Annotated in this window: 14 protein-coding genes; 8 read left to right on the top strand and 6 right to left on the bottom strand. The window is 48.5% G+C overall.

Going from position 1 to position 20125, the window contains the following annotated elements; all coding sequences use genetic code 11:
• Positions 1 to 89: 89 nt before the first annotated feature.
• Entirely contained in the window at positions 90 to 983 is an 894-nt protein-coding gene (locus ACYSNS_RS04490; protein WP_461721950.1) for a LysR substrate-binding domain-containing protein, read from the top strand.
• On the opposite strand, the gene ACYSNS_RS04485 is transcribed toward ACYSNS_RS04490, so the two are convergent.
• The 6 genes from ACYSNS_RS04485 to ACYSNS_RS04460 all read right to left on the bottom strand — a co-directional run bounded on the left by ACYSNS_RS04485 (position 977) and on the right by ACYSNS_RS04460 (position 7879).
• Positions 977 to 2263: a c-type cytochrome gene (locus ACYSNS_RS04485; protein ID WP_461721949.1), complete on the bottom strand. Its 1287-nt coding sequence runs from the start codon at positions 2261 to 2263 to the stop codon at positions 977 to 979. The two genes, ACYSNS_RS04490 and ACYSNS_RS04485, sit on opposite strands and share 7 nt — an antisense overlap.
• Positions 2264 to 2276: 13 nt before the next feature.
• Positions 2277 to 4550, bottom strand: coding sequence for a xanthine dehydrogenase family protein molybdopterin-binding subunit (locus ACYSNS_RS04480; RefSeq protein ID WP_461721948.1), 2274 nt, complete (start codon positions 4548 to 4550; stop codon positions 2277 to 2279).
• Positions 4547 to 5026: a (2Fe-2S)-binding protein gene (locus ACYSNS_RS04475; protein WP_461722385.1), complete on the bottom strand. Its 480-nt coding sequence runs from the start codon at positions 5024 to 5026 to the stop codon at positions 4547 to 4549. The genes ACYSNS_RS04480 and ACYSNS_RS04475 overlap by 4 nt, the downstream gene beginning before the upstream one ends.
• Positions 5027 to 5234: 208 nt before the next feature.
• Entirely contained in the window at positions 5235 to 6863 is a 1629-nt protein-coding gene (locus tag ACYSNS_RS04470; RefSeq protein WP_461721947.1) for an NTP transferase domain-containing protein, read from the bottom strand.
• 9 nt (positions 6864 to 6872) lie between these two features.
• Positions 6873 to 7559: an XdhC family protein gene (locus ACYSNS_RS04465; RefSeq protein ID WP_461721946.1), complete on the bottom strand. Its 687-nt coding sequence runs from the start codon at positions 7557 to 7559 to the stop codon at positions 6873 to 6875.
• A complete protein-coding gene (locus ACYSNS_RS04460; RefSeq protein WP_461722384.1) occupies positions 7556 to 7879 on the bottom strand; it encodes an XdhC family protein in 324 nt (107 codons plus the stop codon). Before ACYSNS_RS04460 ends, ACYSNS_RS04465 begins: the two co-directional genes overlap by 4 nt.
• A 434-nt stretch (positions 7880 to 8313) precedes the next feature.
• On the opposite strand from ACYSNS_RS04460, the gene ACYSNS_RS04455 reads away from it, so the two are divergent.
• From ACYSNS_RS04455 to ACYSNS_RS04425, 7 genes are all read left to right on the top strand, one after another.
• Positions 8314 to 9345, top strand: a complete 1032-nt coding sequence (locus ACYSNS_RS04455; RefSeq protein ID WP_461721945.1) for a sulfate ABC transporter substrate-binding protein — start codon at positions 8314 to 8316, stop codon at positions 9343 to 9345.
• 2 nt (positions 9346 to 9347) lie between these two features.
• The gene (cysT, locus tag ACYSNS_RS04450) at positions 9348 to 10220 is read left to right on the top strand and encodes a sulfate ABC transporter permease subunit CysT (RefSeq protein WP_461721944.1); all 873 of its coding nucleotides are present in this window, start codon (positions 9348 to 9350) and stop codon (positions 10218 to 10220) included.
• Positions 10207 to 11085: a sulfate ABC transporter permease subunit CysW gene (cysW, locus tag ACYSNS_RS04445; RefSeq protein WP_461721943.1), complete on the top strand. Its 879-nt coding sequence runs from the start codon at positions 10207 to 10209 to the stop codon at positions 11083 to 11085. The genes cysT and cysW overlap by 14 nt, the downstream gene beginning before the upstream one ends.
• Before the next feature lie 13 nt (positions 11086 to 11098).
• The gene (locus ACYSNS_RS04440) at positions 11099 to 12124 is read left to right on the top strand and encodes a sulfate/molybdate ABC transporter ATP-binding protein (protein WP_461721942.1); all 1026 of its coding nucleotides are present in this window, start codon (positions 11099 to 11101) and stop codon (positions 12122 to 12124) included.
• A gap of 451 nt (positions 12125 to 12575) precedes the next feature.
• Entirely contained in the window at positions 12576 to 18212 is a 5637-nt protein-coding gene (locus ACYSNS_RS04435) for an autotransporter outer membrane beta-barrel domain-containing protein (RefSeq protein WP_461721941.1), read from the top strand.
• Positions 18213 to 18376: 164 nt separating this feature from the next.
• Entirely contained in the window at positions 18377 to 18877 is a 501-nt protein-coding gene (locus ACYSNS_RS04430; RefSeq protein ID WP_461721940.1) for a hypothetical protein, read from the top strand.
• Between the two features lie 157 nt (positions 18878 to 19034).
• On the top strand, positions 19035 to 20096 hold the full coding sequence (locus ACYSNS_RS04425; protein ID WP_461721939.1) for an ABC transporter substrate-binding protein: 1062 nt from the start codon (positions 19035 to 19037) through the stop codon (positions 20094 to 20096).
• The last annotated feature ends 29 nt before the right edge of the window (positions 20097 to 20125 follow it).

Genomic DNA, 20125 nt, shown 5'->3' with positions numbered 1-20125 from the left:
CGTTAACTGCCTATAATCTAGTGCCTTTTCCCACCCATTATTATATGCAATAATATGATTGGGCTTATAAGCAGGACTAATGAATAAGCATGGAAAACTACAATGATCTGGCTGCTTTTGCGCTTGTTGCACGGGTAAAAAGCTTTACCAAAGCCGCTGCCAAGATGGGCATATCGCAATCGGCGCTCAGCCAAACGGTTAAAGCATTGGAAGAGCGAATGGGCTTACGGTTGCTTACGCGAACAACAAGAAGCGTAGCGCCAACCGAAATAGGGGAAAAACTTCTGGCAACGCTTGAACCTCGTTTTGACGATATCGCGGCTGAAATTGTCAACCTCAAACAATTGCGCGAACGGCCGGCTGGCACGGTGCGCATTTCCGCTGGGGAACATGCCGCAGTGACCATATTGCAACCGGCGTTAGACAGTTTTTTAAGGCAGCACCCGGATATCAACATCGAAATCATCGTTGATTATGGATTAATCAATATTGTTCAAGACCGTTTCGATGCCGGTGTGCGATTGGGCGAACAGATTGATAAGGATATGCTTGCGGTCAAGATCGGCCGTGATATGGAAATGGCTGTGGTCGGTTCTCCGGAGTATTTTACGCGATATAAAAAGCCGCAAACGCCGCAAGACCTTGTCCATCACAATTGCATCAATATGCGATCAAGTACAACAGGCGGCCTATTCCAGTGGGAATTTGACAAAGATGATCGTGAGATACGCGTTAGAGTTGCCGGGCAACTAACGTTCAACAATCTCAGTCTCCGGCTTCACGCGGCGTTGAGCGGCCATGGGCTTACCTACATGCCAGAAGATTATGTGAGACCATATATCGAACGCGGCGACCTCATCCGTGTGTTGGAAAACTGGTGTGCACCCTTTACCGGATATCACCTGTATTACCCGAACCGGAAACAGTTGTCTCCGGCTCTTTCTCTTGTTGTGGATGCACTGCGTTTTAAACAAACCTATTGATTTCGCAGTGTTTCCACTTTCTTTTCCAAGTCTTTCCAAGCCGGTCTCTGTGCATAATTTTGTCGAACATAGTTCAACACCGCGCTGATTTGCTCATTGTTCAAATTGTATTTGAACGCGGGCATTGTACCGATATCTTCCGTTGCCGGTTTTTGAATACCGTTGAGAACAACACGAATGACATTGTTCGGGTCATCAACGTAAAAATGCGTATTTAAAGCCAGTGAGGGACGCGTGCCATAAAGTTGTGCACCTTGGCTCTGCGCATGGCAGGCCATACAAGAACCGGTAAAGATACGCGCACCCAAATCATCGACAGATAATTCGGTTTCGTGTTCTTGCCTAGCTATATGCAGCCCATTTTCGTCGCGTTGGCCGTTTGGCTGGAATGACACCAGATAATCTGCGATAGCTTCGCGATCTGCTTCGCTGATTTGGGATAGACCTTCAGCGACAACCGGCCCCATTGGCCCCGCTGCAACACCATGACGTGCTGAAAAACCACTCTTCATGTAATCGAGAAAATCCGTTTTTGTCCATTGGTTGGGTGCGGGCGATGTTCCATTCAAAGCAGGAGCAAGCCAACCTTCAGCAACACCGCCGCCAAGATGATTTTTTCCGCCTTTTTCCGCCTGCGCAAAATTTCTTGGCGTATGGCAGGCACTGCAATGGCCAAGACTTTCTGCTAGGTACCGTCCGCGGTTCCAGTTTTCAGACTTATCAGACACGGGTTGCAACTCACCCTTGTCGAGAAAAACCATATTCCATAAATACATGCCGCGCCGGATGCTGAATGGAAACATCATATCCGTAGCAGGTGCGGCTTCAGCAACAGGTTCACGCGTCATCAAATACGCATAAAGCGCCCTCAAATCCGTGTCACTGGTATGGGTAAATGATGTATAAGGAAAAGCAGGATAAAGGTATTCGCCCTGCTGGTTGACCCCTTCACGCATTGCCCGTTCAAAAGCGGCAAACGACCAACGACCAATACCATAGGTCGGATCCGGTGTGATATTTGTCGAATAGATTGTCCCCATCGGCGTGACGAAAGCGAAACCACCAGCGTTGACTGTTCCGCCTTTTTTCGTATGACAAACGGTACAATCGCCCAGATCGTAAAGTGTCTTCCCCTTAGCAATGAGTTCAGGCGAAAACGCTGATTTATCGACTGAAGTGATGGGTTCAAGAACGGATTGATGACTTAACGCAAGACCGGCCCCCACAGCAATAACGGCTATGCCAAGTCCTGAAAATATTATTTTTTTAAACTTATTCATTACATCACCCCTATCAACCGCGGCTATCTTGACTGCTGTCGTGTAAAGCTTTCAAGACACGATCCGGCGTAAAGGGAACCTCCGTCAGGCGTATACCCACCGCATCAAAGACAGCATTGGCAATGGCGGCCGCACTTGGTACCGACGCCGATTCTCCAGCCCCCATTGAGGGTTCTTGCGGGCGATCAAGCAGAAGAATATCAATCTCCGGCAATTCGTCGAAGCGCAGGATCGGGTAGCCCCCCCATTCCAATGAAGTGACCGAAGTTTTGTTGAAGGTGACATATTCTTTTAAAATACGTCCAGTTGATTGGATGATGTTGCCATGAACCTGATGTTTCACTCCGTTAGGATTGATCATCAAGCCGCAGTCATGGGCAACCGATATCTTATCAATCTTGATGCGACCGCTAATTTTATTGACTTGAAGATCGACAACCCATGCAGCCCATGCAGCGCCAAATCCGGGAAATTTACTATGGAAATAACGGGCATAGGCAAAACCACGGCCCGATACGGTTTCAGCATCCTGCCGGCCTTTGGCAAAGCGCGGGCCGTCTTGCCAATCAACGCGTTTTTTAAGCGCCTCTATCATGTCGATGGCACGCTGGTCGTGTAGATAGCGCAAGCGATAAGCAATCGGATCTTCCTGCGCTAGATAGGCTGCTTCATCAATCCAAGATTCATGGGCAAAAACATTCGGCAAAGCCGAAACACCCCGCAGCCATGATGCTCGGACAATCGGTGCCGTATCCTCACAAACCACATCCATCTTAGGGTATTCATACTGACAAATTGCCGTACGGTCGCCCATTTGCTGCACATCAGCCTTATTGGGCACAACGCCGGTAAGCAAAAGCGGCAGTGTGATTGCGTTATTGGATGGATAACAGGTGCGCATATGATAGGCGGTAACTTTGTGGCTTTCATCCAATCCACCGCGAATGCGGATCAGTTGGCCTGTTCCTTTTGGTTCCCATCCGAATTCCTGCTCGCGCATCAACTGCACACGCACTGGTTTGCCCACTGCCTTTGACAGTAAGACAGCATCGGCACTGACGTCATCGGCACAATTGCGCCCATAACACCCTGAAGCCTCTTCACGATGGATGATAACGTTATGCACATCGAAGCCAAGCAAATGGGCGATGTCTTTACGCAGATCGTGAGGATTTTGCGTGCCCGACCAAACGGTGACAATGTCACCCGTATAATCTGCAACCGCACAAGAAGGGCCGATGGATGCGTGAGCCTGATAGGGCCACACATAGTCTCTATCCAGTTGGACTTTTGCTTGCGCATAAGCCTGATCTGCACCATCATCCTTACGAAGCTGGCGTGGATTTTTCTTCACATCAATCAATGTCTGATGCAAACCTTCAGGCGAAAGATCGGGAATTTCATACCAATCTTTCCAAGTGACCTTCAATGAGCGCATTGCAGCGATTGCCTGTTCCTCGCGCTGTGCAACAATGCCTATGAAATCCTTGATGACAACCAGTTTTACGATACCGTCAATATGTGCAATGGAGCTCTCATCAATGGAAACCAAAGAATTGCCGTAAGGTGCGCTGCTGTCAGCTCCGGCAAAAGGCGGACGTACAACCCGACCATGCAACATGCCCGGAAGCCTGACATCATGCACATAGGATGCGCCGCCTGTCACTTTAGCGGGGATATCAACGCGATTAACCGGTTTGCCAATGTAATGATAGTCGGTTGTCAACGTGATCTTGTCATCCAACGGCAACATCAAATCTTTGCCAGTAATCAACTCGCCATAGCCAACGTCAGCCCCGCTTCCGTCACTGCTGATAACACGGCCATTCTTCGCGGTTAATTGTCCGATTGGCATTTTAAGGGATTCACTGGCAAATTTCAGTAAAAGTTGCTTAACCTGCGCGGCCGCCTGACGCATGGGAATAGAGGATACCTGGATGGTGGCACTGGCAATGGTCGGGCCCTGATCTGGCGTACGCGCTGTATCCCCCAGCACCATTGTCACATCTGCAAAATCAACCGATAACTCGTCGGCGATAATTTGTGCCAAGGCGGTTCGCGTGCCCGTTCCCAAATCGACATGGCCATTGAACGCAGTAACCTTTCCATCCGCGCCGATTGCAATAAAGCTGCTGACCCTATCCAATGGAATATCAAGACTGGCTGTTGTCGAAGCGTCAGCGGCCAAGGCTTTTCCCTGCTGGAAAATGGTCGGTAAAGCGTTACTGACCAAAAGAATTCCACCCAATTGTAAAAAGCGGCGGCGTGTCGTATTCAGCGTTTTCATTGGCCTGCTCCAGCGGCAATCAGCTCTTTGGCACGTTTGGCTGCGCGCAGCACCTCAATATGGGAACCGCATCGGCACAGGTTGAAAGCCAACTCATTCTTGATTGTTTCTTCATCGGCCTGCGGATTACGCTGAAACAAAGCTGCGAGCGTCATGATCATACCATTGGTACAATATCCACATTGTGCTGCTTGCTCTTCGATAAAGGCTTGTTGAATCGGATGGAGATGGTTGCCATTTTTGCCGGCCAGACCTTCCAACGTGACGATGTTTTTATCGGCACATGTTGCAATCGGTATCTGGCAAGAACGCGCCGCCTTGCCTTCAATCAAAACGGTACAAGCGCCACACTCGCCCAGGCCACAACCAAACTTGGCGCCGTTCAACTCCATATCGTTTCTTAAAACATAAAGAAGCGGCGTATTCCCATCGATATTATCGAAATTCTTTGCAACACCATTTATTGTAACAATCATCATAAATTCCTGCGATCGTTCAGCCCGTTCCATAGCAGCTCACCGTTATGAAACAGTCAGAACCTTCAATCTTATTTGATTTTTCATGATGGATTCGGGAACGAGCCTGCATCGGGCCGTTCTAGCTTTAAACACCATATTGCAAGGTTATCGCTACGATCGATCACGAACAAGTAAAATCATATTGATCGCGCAATCGCGTTTTTCTTCAGACGTCAAAAACCGCGCCAATTTTTGCAACCGCATCGGCTGTATCAACATCAATATGCGCCGCTTCTCCGATATCGACATCAATGATCGGTAAATCTGCCTTTTCAATTAAAGCGCGCGCGCCGACATCACCGCGCAGCTGCATCAGATCATCCCGCATGACCTTCGGCAGTATAACGGGATTGCCACGTTTTCCAGCATAAACAGCTCGAATAATGGCTTGCCCCCTATGTTCAACGAAAACATCGATCAACCGGTTGATCATCACCGATGTGATGGTCGGCATATCGCCGAGCATGATTAAAATACCTGATGCCTTAGACAGATCGGTCGCGTCAACCCCGACGACGATCGAACCCGCCATGCCATTTTGATAGGCCGGATTGATGACATTGCCGATGGGGAGATCGGCCACTGCCGCCGCAATATCAGCATGACGATATCCCGTTACAAGTGTGACTTGTGCGCACTGACTTTGCAGAGCCGAAGAAGTGACCCGATGAATGAGTGTTTCACCATTCAATTTTGCTAATAACTTGTGGCGGGCAGGATTGCCAATGCGCGTGGAACCGCCTGCTGCCAGTATGATGGCTGCAACGCGAATATTTTCAGGAGGTGTTTCCTTCTGCACGCGCAAGCGCGCTTTCTGTGTGTTCAAAAGCCCTCCTACCCCCATTTGCGCCACCATCGATGTGCTGATATTTTGCCCTGCCAATAGTCGATGAAGTACAATATCCAAACCGTTGAACGCTATGCTGCGCGAGCAGCCCGGCGCTCCGATAACCCAAATATCGCCTATCTTGCCTATAACAAGGAGATTTCCTGGCTCAACCGGCATACCGACCCTGATCACTATGCCGCCAGCCTTACGTATCGCTGATGGAATAACGTCATTATCGTCGATAACGGCCGATGCACCGTAGATAATCATCAGCCGCGGCGAATGCGTCACCGCGCCTGCACTGCGCTGCAAAGCTTGGGCCAATTCATCGGGATCATGGGAAACCGTGTGCACCTCTTTTAATTGGCTTGCGGATGCAAACAACCGTTGCTTCAAAACATCTACGGTTTTTTCCTGTAGCGTCGCCTTTCCATCACTCAAGACAGTTTCAAACAAGCTCACTTCATGCGCTATAAACGGCGCGAGCCGATAGAGAGTCCTATTCTCCAAATATTCCGCGGCGCGATACAACACGCGTTTTTCAACGGACATCGGGATGATTTTTAATGTCGCCACCATTTCATCATCAAGAACGGCGGTATCAGGGCGAATGGTTGCGAGGGTTAACGCCGGATCAATCGCATTAAAACCATCAACGATTGTTTTATCGACAGCAAATAGCCCGGCTGTTTGAGCATGAAAATTTACCCGACCGGTTGCCGCGCGCGAAGGCCGAAAACCATTGGCCAAAAACGGAGATAAAAACTGCGCGGCTTCATTTTCGTCGACTTCGCTTTCTGGCAAAATGCCTGCGTAAACTTCATGAATGCCTGCTTGAGCCAATTCATGAAGATGCGACTGAGCAAGGACCGTACCTTTTTTGATCGGATGTCCATTGGTTTGCAATGTATGGGCCAGATAAAGCCCTTCGGCTTGCGACAGCCCTACCATGCCAAATTCCATCATCTTCCTCGCCTAATCCTTCGGCTTTCGCCAGCACTGGATGACTTCGGCCACAATCGCAACGGCTATTTCTTGCGGCGTAACCGCCGCTATATCCAGACCGATCGGCGCGTGAATAGTGTCGAGTTGCGTTACCGACAAACCAGCCTGCTCAAGACGTTCACGTCTTTTTGCATGGGTTTTGCGGCTACCGAGAGCGCCAATATAGAATGCATTATTGGTTATGGCATGGATAATGGCTTCATCATCTATATCCGGATTATGGGTCAACGCAACCAGTGCATCATAGGGATCAATGGGATGTTGGCCGAAATATTCTATCGGCCAAACAGGCGCGAGAAGCGTATCGGGAAACCTTGTCGACGATGCAAATCCCTGCCGAGGGTCCAATACAACGAGATCGTAGCCACATTGACGTGCCATGGGAGCTAAAAACTGTGCAATGTGGACTGCACCTACAATTATAATGCGCGGTAAGGGCAAATAGGGCGTGATAAAATAATCTAATCCGCCACTTTTTAATAAGGTTGCCTGCCCTTTGCGTTTCACATCGTTCAAAAACGGAATGAGATTATCGGGCAGTACATCGTCTTCTGCGTAGACCGTGCTTAAATCATGGGCGAAATCGTGCACAACAAAAACCGGACGCCGTTGAAGGCGCAAAAGATTTAAGCGCTCGATATCCGAAAGTGTTATCATTTTACACACTCGACCAGTATTTTTATCGTGCCGCCGCATGAAAGCCCAACCTTCCATGCGGTTTGGTCGGCAACCTCGAATTCGAGCACCGTCGAATGGCCCGACTTCAGAACGTCCAATGCTTGTGCAATAACCTCTGCCTCCACACAGCCACCTGACACAGATCCCATAAAATCACCGTTTGCATTGATAGCAAGATGTGCTCCCGCTTTTCTTGGCGCCGAACCCCAAGTTTCTATGACCGTTGCCAAAGCAACTTCATCGCCATTTTGCCGCCATTGCACCGCGGTTTCCAAAGCATCTACGGATTGGCGCTGCATCATGAAGAAACCTCGCCTGGTTTAGATCTTTCGGCTGTGTGGAAATATATTTTAAAAGTTTTCATGACACCGGTTTACCACAGCAAAACGAATAGACAATTCCCTGGATGGTAGAATACCGCATCACTTTTTCGCGCTTTCGTTATCTATCCACTCTGAAAACCATACCGGTTTTAGGCGACAGAATTTAGAAACCACACCCTACCTCTCTCAGCGTATGACATGGATCATTGCCCGGCTACCAACAAATATGCTAAATGGATAAAAAAATAAAAAAGACGTTTTGTTTATTGCAGTCGGGTCAACAGAGGGTGGAGTATATTGCATAGTCTTTAAACTGATTTTTCTTTCGGAAAATTATTTTTATTAATCCGATAAAATTAGTAGGATTATCGTTTTGTTTTATTCTACCACTGTTAATCTGAGGGTATAAAATGAAAGGACGCGCAATGGGATTTTTCAATAGACGCACCGTAACCGGATTGCTTGCTGCAGTTTCAATTTTGTACAGCTTTACGGCATCTTCACAATCCACACTGACAAATGTGTCTTACGATCCGACAAGAGAACTCTACCGTGAATATAATGATGCATTCAAAGCACATTGGAAAAAAGAAACCGGCGAAGACATTACATTAAGGGCAACTCACGGTGGTTCCGGTGCTCAAGCACGCACCGTTATCGATGGCCTGAACGCTGATGTCGTCACATTGGCATTAGAGGCGGATATTAATGCCATTGCAGATGAAACCAAAAAAATCCGAAGCGATTGGCGTGGGACATTTCCCCACAACAATGCGCCTTACACATCTACGATTGTCTTTCTTGTTCGCAAGGGAAATCCTAAAAACATCAAGGACTGGGATGACCTCGTACGCGAAAATGTCGAGGTCATAACGCCAAACCCCAAGACATCCGGTGGCGCGCGTTGGAACCTGTTGGCAGCACTTGCGTGGGCGCAGGAAAAATATCCGGGTGATGAAACAAAAGCACGTGACTATGTGCGTGATCTCTATAAGCATGTTCCTGTACTCGATACCGGTGCGCGCGGGGCGACGATGACATTTGTGCGGCGCGGTATGGGTGACGTCCTTCTCGCTTGGGAAAATGAAGCCCTTCTGTCATTGGCCGAGGAAGGAAACGATGCTTTTGACATTGTTGTCCCATCAATCTCCATTCTTGCCGAGCCGCCGGTTGCGCTGGTTGATGTCAATGTCGATGCCAACGGTACACGCAAGCTCGCAACAGCCTATCTCGACTATCTCTACAGCGCTGAGGGGCAGACCATAGCCGCCAAGAACAACTATAGGCCATCCAATCCTGATTTGGTTGATCCAGCCTTGTTGAAACGCTTTCCCAATGTCAAACTCGTGACGATCGACGATTTTGGCGGTTGGCGAAAAGTCCAACCGGAGTTTTTCGGTGACGGTGGTTTCTTCGATCAGATATACGCGCAAGGGCGCTAGTAATGCAGGCAGGCAGAGATTCTGGCAAGCACTTGAGGAACTGGAAAGCACCGAGCGTGCTTCCCGGTTTCGGTCTGAGTTTTGGCATCACTGTGAGCTATCTCAGCCTTCTTATTCTCATTCCTTTGGCCGGAATCTTTATTAAGTCTGCTTCGTTATCGTGGCACGAAATAGGCGCTATCCTGACCAATGAGCGGATATTTCTAGCGGTTTGGTTGAGTCTGTGGACGGCTTTAACCGCCGCGATCATTAATGTCATATTTGGATTTCTTGTTGCTTGGGTTCTTATCCGCTATGATTTTCCGGGAAAACGTTTCGTTGATGCCAGTATAGATTTGCCTTTTGCATTGCCCACCGCAGTTGCCGGACTGTCATTGACTGCGCTTTATGCCAAAAACGGTTGGATCGGGGCAATTTTTGCGAAATACAACATTGCTATCGCCTATACGCCTACCGGCATCATCATTGCACTTGTCTTTATAGGTTTGCCCTTCGTTGTGCGCAGTATCCAGCCGGCGCTTAGCGAACTTGATCGTGAAGTTGAAGAGGCCGCAGCAAGCCTCGGCGCTGGCCGACTGACAACATTCTGCAAAATAATTTTGCCAGCAGTTCTGCCGTCAGTGCTAACGGGTTTTGCGTTAGCATTTGGACGCGCTATTGGTGAATATGGTTCGGTTATTTTTATTGCAGCCAACCTGCCTTTTAAAACAGAAATCGCTCCATTGATGATTGTCATTCAACTCGAAGGAACGTCGCCCAACCGTTATGCAAATGCTGCTACGATCGGCGTCATGCTTCTCCTGTTGTCTTTTTGTGTTTTGTTGATGATCAATCTTTTGCAAAGTTGGAACAGGAGGCGTTATGGACAAGCCTAAACGCCGCTTATTCGCTGATCCTGCGGGCGAAACACCCTTTGTCCGTTTTGGCGCTATACTGATTGTCTTGTTGTTCTTGGCACTAGTCCTGTTTATGCCTGTTATCCTCATTTTTTATGAGGCTTTGCGATTTGGCTGGAGTTTCTTCTTCGACAGCATCCGTGATCCGGAATCCCTCTCTTCCATCAAACTTACCTTGATCGTTGCCCTTGTCTCGGTACCGATCAACACTGTTTTCGGCATATTTGCCGCTTGGGCGATCACGAAATTTGAGTTTCGTGGCAAAACATTTTTGATTACGCTTATTGATCTGCCTTTTTCCGTATCACCCGTTGTGGCCGGCCTCGCACTTGTATTGTTGTTTGGTCCGCAAAGTTGGTTTCTGGAGTTTTTCCCACAATCTTTCAGCAACTGGTTACGCGCTGATGGGTTTCAAATTCTTTTTGCGGTTCCTGGGGTCGTGCTGGCAACATTATTTGTTACCTTCCCTTTTGTCGCGCGAGAACTGATACCGCTTATGCAAGATCAAGGAACCGGCGATGAAGAGGCCGCACTCTCGCTTGGCGCAAGCGGTTTTAAAACCTTTCTTTATGTTACTTTGCCAAACATTCGCTGGGGGCTGCTTTATGGCATATTGCTCTGCAATGCGCGTGCGATGGGTGAATTTGGTGCGGTTGCACTGGTGTCAGGAAAATTGCGCGGCGAAACCGTAACCATGCCGCTACAAGTGGAAATTCTTTATTACGACAATTACGCGGCAGCCTTTGCAGTAGCATCGCTTCTAGCTTGCCTCGCTCTTGTAACACTGATCATAAAAACGCTGCTTGAAAAGATCTATAGCCGCAGTGCCAGATCGGCGCATTAAGGGAAGCTTTTCCATGGATGTTCAAATTAAAAATATTTCGAAAGAATTCGGTGGAGCGAGCGCCCTTCATGACATCTCTCTTGATATTCAATCCGGTGAGCTGATCGGTTTGCTTGGCCCTTCGGGATCCGGAAAAACGACTTTGCTACGTCTTATTGCAGGATTGGATTTTCCATCGGATGGTGCCATTTTCTTTGCTGGTGAAGATGCCTCCCACCATCCAGTCAAGCAACGGAATGTCGGTTTTGTTTTTCAGCATTACGCGCTTTTCAAACATATGACAATCGCGGAGAATATCGGCTTCGGTCTTAAGGTGAGGCCATCTGCTACACGCCCTTCCAAAACGGATATCAAGAAACGCGCACTGGAACTTCTTGATCTTGTACAACTTAGCGGCCTTGAAAAACGTTATCCGCACCAGCTTTCCGGGGGACAGAGGCAACGTGTGGCATTAGCGCGTGCATTGGCAATAGAGCCGCGTGTGCTATTGCTCGACGAGCCTTTTGGTGCACTTGATGCGCAGGTCAGACGCGAATTACGCCAATGGCTGCGTGAGCTTCACGAGCAGACCGGCCACACAACAGTTTTTGTAACCCATGATCAGGAAGAAGCGCTCGAATTGTCAGATCGCGTTGTGGTGATGAGCAAAGGAAAGATTGAGCAGATCGGAACAGCTGATCAGATTTACGACGACCCCCTTAGTGCTTTCGTCTATAAGTTTATTGGTGAATCCAGTCGTTTGCCGATCAATTGTGTAGATGGAAAAATTCTGTATAACGGCGCTCCAACCGGACTTGATGCACCGGAGATGACAAGGGGACAAAACCTGCATTTTCGACCACATGACATCATATTGCTCGACGCAGATGAACCGGGGCTACAAGGAACACTAGCGGCTCAACGTCGTGTCGGTGGCACGCGCCGTGCGGAATTGCGCATGCAAGATGGTAATCAATGTGAAATAGAATTGAATTTGGATCGCAAGTTTAAAACAGGCGATACCATACGCTTCCGTCCGCGATATTGGAAATTGTTCTGATCCGACAAAAATCTTTCTTTGATAAGTCAATGTTATGCAAGACGAAATGCGTTATGACGGCCAAAGTCTAACGCGTTAGATTTCCTTGCTGGTCTGTTTTCCCTTCCGCGATGTAAAAACCATTTGCTTGAAGAATTTCTCATCTAGGCAAATGGCCCGACATGAACTCAGTGAAATAACCCTGCAGAATAACACTGAAAAAAACGTTGGGATGTGACTTTTCGTCAGCTTGTTTTTATCTCTTTACGATGTTACGACAGTTCAGTATGCGGCGGGGCATCACATCTGGGGTTAAAAAGGATGGATGAAGTGTATCTATATACCCCAATTCATGCAAAGCCTGAGCATAGCGGGTTTTTGCAGATATTCCTATCAAAACCTAATGATATCGTGCAGCATAACCGCTCCATGCCAGCTGGTTACTTGGGCAATGTAAATGCGGGAATATAGAATGGATATTGAAAAGCCGAAGGCTTTGCACATCACGGTTGATGCACAAACACGGTTAGACGTGCGGAATAAGTCGGCTTGCAACGTCTTGGCAATTATGTCCCTTACATTACTTCTATCGACATCGATGTCATTTTATGCCCATGCCGCATCATCATGTAATATGGGGGCCAATTGGACGGGAGGTACCGCGGCAACCGGCAACAATTGTACTGTCAGCAATGACACCTTCAATCCGCAAACGAGTGACCATTATGCTGGCGCGGCACTTGTATCCGGCTCCGGTGAAAACCTGACAATCACGGGCGATCTTTCCGGCATAAAAATTGGCAATAGCGGTATTACCGGCATCGACAAGCTTTCGACCTATGACCCGAGTGCGCAGGGGCAGACGAAGCTCGATATAGGCTCGGCCAACGGCGTTATCAACGTCGTTGATAGCGGTGGCGTTGCTTTGACTGTCAATGTCTATACCAATTCGTCTTTCCAAGTTTCGGATTGGGGCGATAGCAGTGTCATTGTCACCCAAGCGGTCAACAGCGATCAATATATACAATCGGGTTTCGGTAAAGCAGAAAACGGTGGTCATCTGACCGTGGCTCTTGACGACTATAAGGGCAATTACGCGGGTGGCGCTCCACAAACAACCTATCTCACACTAAAAGATTCCAATCTGACCTGGGCAGATGGTGTCGGAAGTGTCGTTGAATGGCAGTCCCGCAATTCGTTCGAGTCACGTGCTTATGCCATCACCCCGCAAACCATACAAAATGAAATCAGTGTTCCTGTTTTTCCCCATAGTTTTACCGACTATCGCGGACAAACACGCATATTGCAAACCACGCAAGATTTGATCGCCTATAATAGCGAGCTTGTCGACGCTTTACAGGACCCACAATATACCGCCCTCAAAAGTCAGGCGGCCTATGATGCCGCTTTCGCTGCCGCACAGCCGACCGAGCAAAAAATACCGGTCACCGGCCCCGGATACGACATTCCTGCCGATGATGATATCTTTCAAGCAAACGGCGATACTCGGGCCATGTATGCCAGCAATGGTGGAAAGATCGTTGTGAAAAGTGGCGGCGAGCTGGAAGTTCTGTTTGACTCCGGAGAAAAAACCGGCGCCATGGTAGCAGAAGGCGCTAATAGCATTGCAGAAATCGAGGCTGGCGGGATCGTATCGGCCCGTGGCAACTCTACTGTCATTCTAGTCCAGGATTCTATCGGTACGAATAATGGCGTTATCAATGCGGCCTATCGCAAAACTTATGCTGAAGATACAACTATCGATAGCACAGAATTTGCCTATGGTTCCGGTGTCGAGGCTTATTACGGCGGAAATATCACCAATAACGGCATTATCAATGTTGCGGCAAATCGTACGCCAGATATAAACTTTGCCTATAGCAACGGAATGTATCTACGTCTCGTCGGCTTTGGTACAAACAATGGCATCATCAATGTCGGCGTCAATAATGACGGATTGAATGGCCGCTATATCGGCGTTGCCATAAGCTATCAATATTCCCAATTCACCAACAATAGCGATGGTACGATCTATATAGGCAGGTCGGCCCAATATGATTCCAGCAATCCAGAAGCAACGGTTGACACCAGCAATCGCAACAATGCTGAATTCTACGGTATCATGGCATCGGAAAATGCCAGCGCCATCAATAATGGTTCCATCATTATCGGAACAAAAATGCAAAATGCCATAGCTATGGCAGCGATCGACGATTCCGCACTTTTGAACGTGGTCAATAATGGTACTATTTCCATCAATGGCGATGTTGCAACGGCGCTGGGCCAGGAAACTGATGGTGCGCGCAATTATGGGCTTCTGGCCATTAACAACGGCAATGTGAATACGGTCGCGAATAATGGAACAATCAGCCTGAATGGTCGTAACGGTATCGGGGTTTATGTTGCCTCTCTTGATGTTGACGGAGCGAACAGAAGTGCGAAGGTAACATTGACTGAGGATAGCGTGATCAATGTAGCGGGAGCTACGCAGGGCGATACGCTTTTGCGCAACTATGGTGTTTGGGTCGAAGGAAGGCAGGATGACAGTCATTATGCTTATGCCGACATTGATGGCAAGATCAGCCTTTCAGGCGATGGCGCCATTGGCGTTTATGTAAGCAATGGCGGATTTGCCAATGTAAATGCAGGTGCCACCCCGCAATTTATCGGCGGTGAAAGACAAATCGGATTTTATATCTATGGCGCCGAAAGCAAGATCGTTAATGCTACGAAGTTGATGGATGTATCCACGACGGATTCAGTGTTATTCCGTCTGGATGGCGGTGCAACTTTTGAAGGAAATGGCGAACAATTAAGTGCCACCGCTCAAGGTTCCGTTATATTGGAAGGCGCTGGACGCCTTGCAGATGGTACCCAAACCAATATCCTGACCAAGGATGCACGTTTGACGGTAGCAGGCGCAGACGCCATCGGTGTTTACATTAATGGCGGCGCATTCGGACAAATAAGCGACAATAGCGTCGAGCGCGAAATCTATTTGCAGGGAAACGGTGCTGTCGGCGGTGTGGTTGATGGTCGTTACCATAAACTCGACACCAGCTATGCCAGCGGGGAAGACAGTACGACCAAACTGGTCAATTATGCCAAAATCGATAGCAATGCCGAAAACGTTACCGGTTTCATCACGCGAAATAGTGGACTTTTGATCAACCAGGGTTCGATCTCGTTAAGTAATGGCATCAATGCTACGGGTATCCATGTAATTGAAGGCGGACGCTTGGAAAACAATGCCGACATTATAGTTTCAAACGGAATTGGTCTTCATGTCGAGGGCGTTGCAGGGCGCGATACAGCGGCTAACATTATCAACAAGAGCCGCATTACCGTAGAGGATGGAACAGCCGGAATTTTTTTGGAAAATAACGCGTTTCTGAATGCATCCGGAAGCCAAGGTGAAATTAGTGTCAACGGTTCGGCGCATGGTGTGTTGATGGGTGCTGATGCCAAAGGTATCGTGCTTGGCGTCGACCACATTACAGTGGGCGCTGGCGGCACAGGAAATGGCGTTGAAAATAATATGACGTCCAGCGATCCCAATTATGCCGCCTTTATTGCCTTCAAGGATACAACGATTGATGTGTTGGGCAGCGGTTCTGGTATTCGCACCGCTGTTGGCTTGGTGACACAATACACAGACGAAAACAACGTCACACAAAACTCCAAGGTCACGATTAATGTCGGCTCGGCTGGTGTCGGTTATGACTTCCGTTCTGCCGCTTTGTCAGATCCTGTTCTAGGATCAAACACTGTGGTGGGGAGCGGCTACACAATCAACGTTTCCGATAGCGCGACAGGATTGCGCACCAATACATCCGGTGAGGTTGTGAATGTTTCAACGATACGTATGGACGAAACAGCTACAGGTATTGGATGGCTCGCTGGTACTGCGTCACGAGCGCATAATGCCGGAACCATTGAATCGCGAAGTGGCAATGCCCTGCTCGTTGATTTGTCCAATCGTGCCTTAACCGCATCGAAAGGGATCACTTTCATCAATAGTGGCAGTATTCTTGCCAATTCTTCAAACACATTGGCTATTCAGGGAAGTGATCTGGGCGACACATATCTCTTCACCAATGCGGATATGCATGTGCGCGGCCTGTTGCAGGCGGGCGACGGCCGAGATCAACTTACATGGTCAGGAGGCAGCTGGGATGGTGGCTTTGATCTTGGTGGTGGTGATGGGGATCAAGCGCTTATAACTGGTGCGCTTGATACCACAAAATTCAGCCACGCCTTGGCGGGAAGCGGCAAAAACAACACGCTGACGATTGCAAACACACAAATGCGTGGTGGGTCCTTTAGTGCCGACGATATCAGCCGTGGCACGAATATTGGCAATAACTGGCGTACAATCCGGTTCCAATCCGGCACCGAATTTACGCTTGTCGATGACATGGTCGGAACAAACGGGCTTAATGTTGATTTGCAGGCAGGAAGCACGCTGGTCATCAATCAATCTTTCTATGGTGGCAGCAACGATCACCAGACGATATCAAGCACGAATGGACAAACCACATTCATCAATAGTGGTTTGATCGACTTAAGTCGTAGCGGAAGAAACGGTTATGACGATAGGCTTACTGTTATCGGTGATTATCACGGCCAAGGTGGATCCATAAGAATGAATACACAACTCGGTGGTGATGGATCATCTTCCGACAGGTTGATCATTGATGGCGGGACGGTGACGGGAACGACGACGCTCTACATTGAAGATCTGATACCCGGTACCACAAGTGCGATAACCAACAAAGACGGTATCAAGCTGATTGATGCCATCAACGGTGCGACCACAAATCAAGGAAATTTTACGATTGGTTCCGGTTGGGGTAGAGGTTATCAGCGCGGTGATGGGGTCATGGCCGTGGCGGGTTCAGATACCGCTTATGCCTATCTGCTCTATCGTGGAACGGCGAAAAATTCGAGCGGGAAGGACGTTTACGGAGATAGTGATAACGCATCCGATTGGTATCTGCGCTCAGGCGAATATGTAGTCGATGGCGGCGGTGGGTCTGACGGCGGAGGTAGCACCAACGGCGGTCATGATGGTGGCGACGGTTCCGTAAACAAGCCGTCTTATGGACCATCAACACCGCTTTACGAAGCCTATCCGCAAGTTTTGATGTCATTAAACAGGTTGTCGACTTTGCAGCAGCGCGTCGGTAATCGTTTTTGGGCAGATGGTGTGTCCGATAGCAGCAATGCTGGTCAAAGCCCCAGCGAACAAGCATCCAAATTCATCGAACATCGCGGTTTTTGGGGTCGTATGGAAGGAAGTACCGGCAAAGCGTCGCCTGACAAATCAACGACACAGCAAAATTATGATCTGGATTTGTGGCGTATGCAGGCGGGACTGGACGGTGTTTTGAGCGAAAGCATGCGTGGCAGCCTTATTGGATCATTCATGTTCCATTATGGTCGCGCCGAAGCTGACATTCATTCGGATGACGGTAGAGGCAAAGTTGAATCCAGTGGCTACGGCTTCGGGTTCGCGGCAACATGGTATGGCTTTGATGGGAGCTATATGGATTTGCAATCGCAAGCGACATGGTTTGAAACGGACTTCAACTCACATAGTTACACTTTATCGGATGTCGATGGGAAACAAGGATTCGGATACGGCTTTTCGATCGAAGCTGGCCATCAGTATGACCTGACAGGGGCGTGGGCAATTATCCCGCAAGTGCAATTATCCTATTCCACGGTTGACTTCGATAGTTTCCGCGATGGCCTGAACACGAAAGTGTCGCTGAAAAATGGCGATAGTCTCGAAAGTCGTACCGGGATTGCAGTTTCAAAAAACAGCGCTTGGCGCACCACAGCAGGTGATGATCGGAGGATGTCTTTATACGGTGTGGTCAACCTTTATTATGAGTTTCTTGATGGGACCGAAGTCGAGGTATCAAGAACGTCTTTTCGTAACACGAATGATGATTTCCAAGCTGGCTTAAGCCTTGGTGGAAGCTATAATTGGCAAGCAGATAAATGGTCTCTTTATGGCGAAGCAAACGTCAAAAGCGCATTCGACAATCCCGATAGCAACTATAGCTTAAACGGGACTTTGGGTTTACGCGCACGTTTCTAATAGCCTACCCGAACGCAACCGAACAAGCATCCTCTCAATCGCCGCATCGCATTCAGCTGCTATTGATACATGCGCTTCTTGCTGTGTGATAGGATGGATAAGACCTTGCCTTTTTGATCATTAAGATCATCTTCTACTGGAACACAAAGATATGGGAGCCCATCATGGTTCAATGGATCACCGTCAACGATAAAATGCAAAAAGGTTACAAATACAAACTGACATGCGCCCAAGGTGAAGACTTCGACCCTGATTTCAAGCCTTACCTTACGCCGAAGCAAATGTTGCAAATGGGGGTAATGGGTGGGAAATATATGACGGATTGCAAAGACGAATTTCCAAAAGACTGGTTTGACGAGGCAAAATTATCACCTGAAGGACGCAATGCCGAATTGAACTATTACGGTGTATTGGCCGGAAAACCTTTATCTTATTGGCGTCAAAAGGGATGGATTTACGAAGACGACCCACGTGGATGGTTCCAGTGGTACTGCCGCTATTTTTTAGGACGGCGATTGGAAACAGAAGATAAACGTCAAATAAAACGGTGGCGATTAATGAACCGGCATGTTGCACAGATCAAAAAAAACTGTGATCCGGATGATTTTTCTTGTCGCCGCAGGCAGCGCCAGGCACTGCTCCAATGGGCGTATCTATACGAATAGGCGGGAGTTTTTCGAAGCAAACCAATCGAACCGCAATCTTTCCTTCATAAAACTGAAACAATTCATTCAAATAAGTGTAACATAAAAATGCGAAGCGGTGCCTATCGGCGCCGCCCGACTCTTAGCCGCGGCGTCATTTTCAACCAAGGGATTGATAATGCTACGCACCAAAACCGGCTTTTTCGCACGACTTTCTTTGACCTCATTGGCAGTTTTATGCGCCTTCAACACGGTTACCCGTGCCGACGTTTCTGCGCTTGTTGAAGCTGCAAAGAAGGAAGGAACTGTCAATTCTGTTGGAATGCCCGACAGTTGGGCAAATTGGAAAGGTACGTGGGCGGATCTAAAAACCAAGTATGGCATCGCTCACTTCGATACCGATATGAGTTCCGCTGAAGAGCTTTCAAAATTTGAGAACGAAAAAGAAAATGCATCTGCCGATATTGGCGATGTCGGTATTGAATTCGGGCCGATAGCCGCATCGCGTGATCTGGTCATGCCTTACAAGCCCTCGACATGGGAACAGATCCCCGATTGGGCAAAAGACCCTGAGGGAAAATGGGTCCTTGGATATACCGGCACAATCGCATTTATCGTTGCAAGCGACTTGCCAAATCCGCCTAAAAGCTGGGCCGATATCCGTAAAGGCAATTACAAGTTTTCCATCAATAAGGTTGGCAGCGGTGCGCAGGAGAATGCGAGCATTCTAGCCGCGGCAATCGCCATGGGTGGCGGCGAAGACAACCTCGAACCCGGTATTGCACTGTTTGCAGACCTCGCCAAACAGGGACGGCTTTTGTCCAACTCGGTTACACCGGCAAGCATGGAACGCGGCGAGATACAGGTGGCCGCACTTTGGGATTTTAACGCGCTCAACTATCGCGACATGGTCGGGAATGGCAAATACACAGTGATCATTCCATCCGACGGTTCGGTTACGTCTGGCTATGCAACAGTTATCAATAAATATGCCAAGCATCCCAACGCTGCAAAATTTGCGCGGGAATATATCCTATCGGATGATGGACAAATCAATTTGGCGCGTGGCTATGCCCGTCCTATCCGTATTGATCATATTAAACTGCCAGAAGATGCCGCGGCAAAAATGCTCCCTTCGGAACAATACAAAGCTGCCCGACCAATCAACTCTCCGCTTTGGCAAAAGACAGCACCCGGCATCAGCCAGCTATGGCAAGAAAACGTTATGTCCGAGATGTAAAGCAAAAATGGGGTGGATGGATTAAGCCG

It is taken from the genome of Bartonella sp. LJL80 (assembly GCF_054871565.1).
This window is presented reverse-complemented; position numbering and strand designations above follow the sequence as displayed.

Coding starts and splice junctions, on each gene's coding strand:
- ACYSNS_RS04460 (WP_461722384.1), bottom strand. CDS start 7,879: ATGCAGCGCCAATCCGTAGATGCTTTGGAAACCGCGGTGCAATGGCGG.
- ACYSNS_RS04480 (WP_461721948.1), bottom strand. CDS start 4,550: ATGAAAACGCTGAATACGACACGCCGCCGCTTTTTACAATTGGGTGGA.
- ACYSNS_RS04430 (WP_461721940.1), top strand. CDS start 18,377: ATGGTTCAATGGATCACCGTCAACGATAAAATGCAAAAAGGTTACAAA.
- ACYSNS_RS04485 (WP_461721949.1), bottom strand. CDS start 2,263: ATGAATAAGTTTAAAAAAATAATATTTTCAGGACTTGGCATAGCCGTT.
- ACYSNS_RS04455 (WP_461721945.1), top strand. CDS start 8,314: ATGAAAGGACGCGCAATGGGATTTTTCAATAGACGCACCGTAACCGGA.
- ACYSNS_RS04465 (WP_461721946.1), bottom strand. CDS start 7,559: ATGATAACACTTTCGGATATCGAGCGCTTAAATCTTTTGCGCCTTCAA.
- ACYSNS_RS04425 (WP_461721939.1), top strand. CDS start 19,035: ATGCTACGCACCAAAACCGGCTTTTTCGCACGACTTTCTTTGACCTCA.
- ACYSNS_RS04440 (WP_461721942.1), top strand. CDS start 11,099: ATGGATGTTCAAATTAAAAATATTTCGAAAGAATTCGGTGGAGCGAGC.
- ACYSNS_RS04470 (WP_461721947.1), bottom strand. CDS start 6,863: ATGATGGAATTTGGCATGGTAGGGCTGTCGCAAGCCGAAGGGCTTTAT.
- ACYSNS_RS04490 (WP_461721950.1), top strand. CDS start 90: ATGGAAAACTACAATGATCTGGCTGCTTTTGCGCTTGTTGCACGGGTA.
- cysT (WP_461721944.1), top strand. CDS start 9,348: ATGCAGGCAGGCAGAGATTCTGGCAAGCACTTGAGGAACTGGAAAGCA.
- ACYSNS_RS04475 (WP_461722385.1), bottom strand. CDS start 5,026: ATGATTGTTACAATAAATGGTGTTGCAAAGAATTTCGATAATATCGAT.
- cysW (WP_461721943.1), top strand. CDS start 10,207: ATGGACAAGCCTAAACGCCGCTTATTCGCTGATCCTGCGGGCGAAACA.
- ACYSNS_RS04435 (WP_461721941.1), top strand. CDS start 12,576: ATGGATATTGAAAAGCCGAAGGCTTTGCACATCACGGTTGATGCACAA.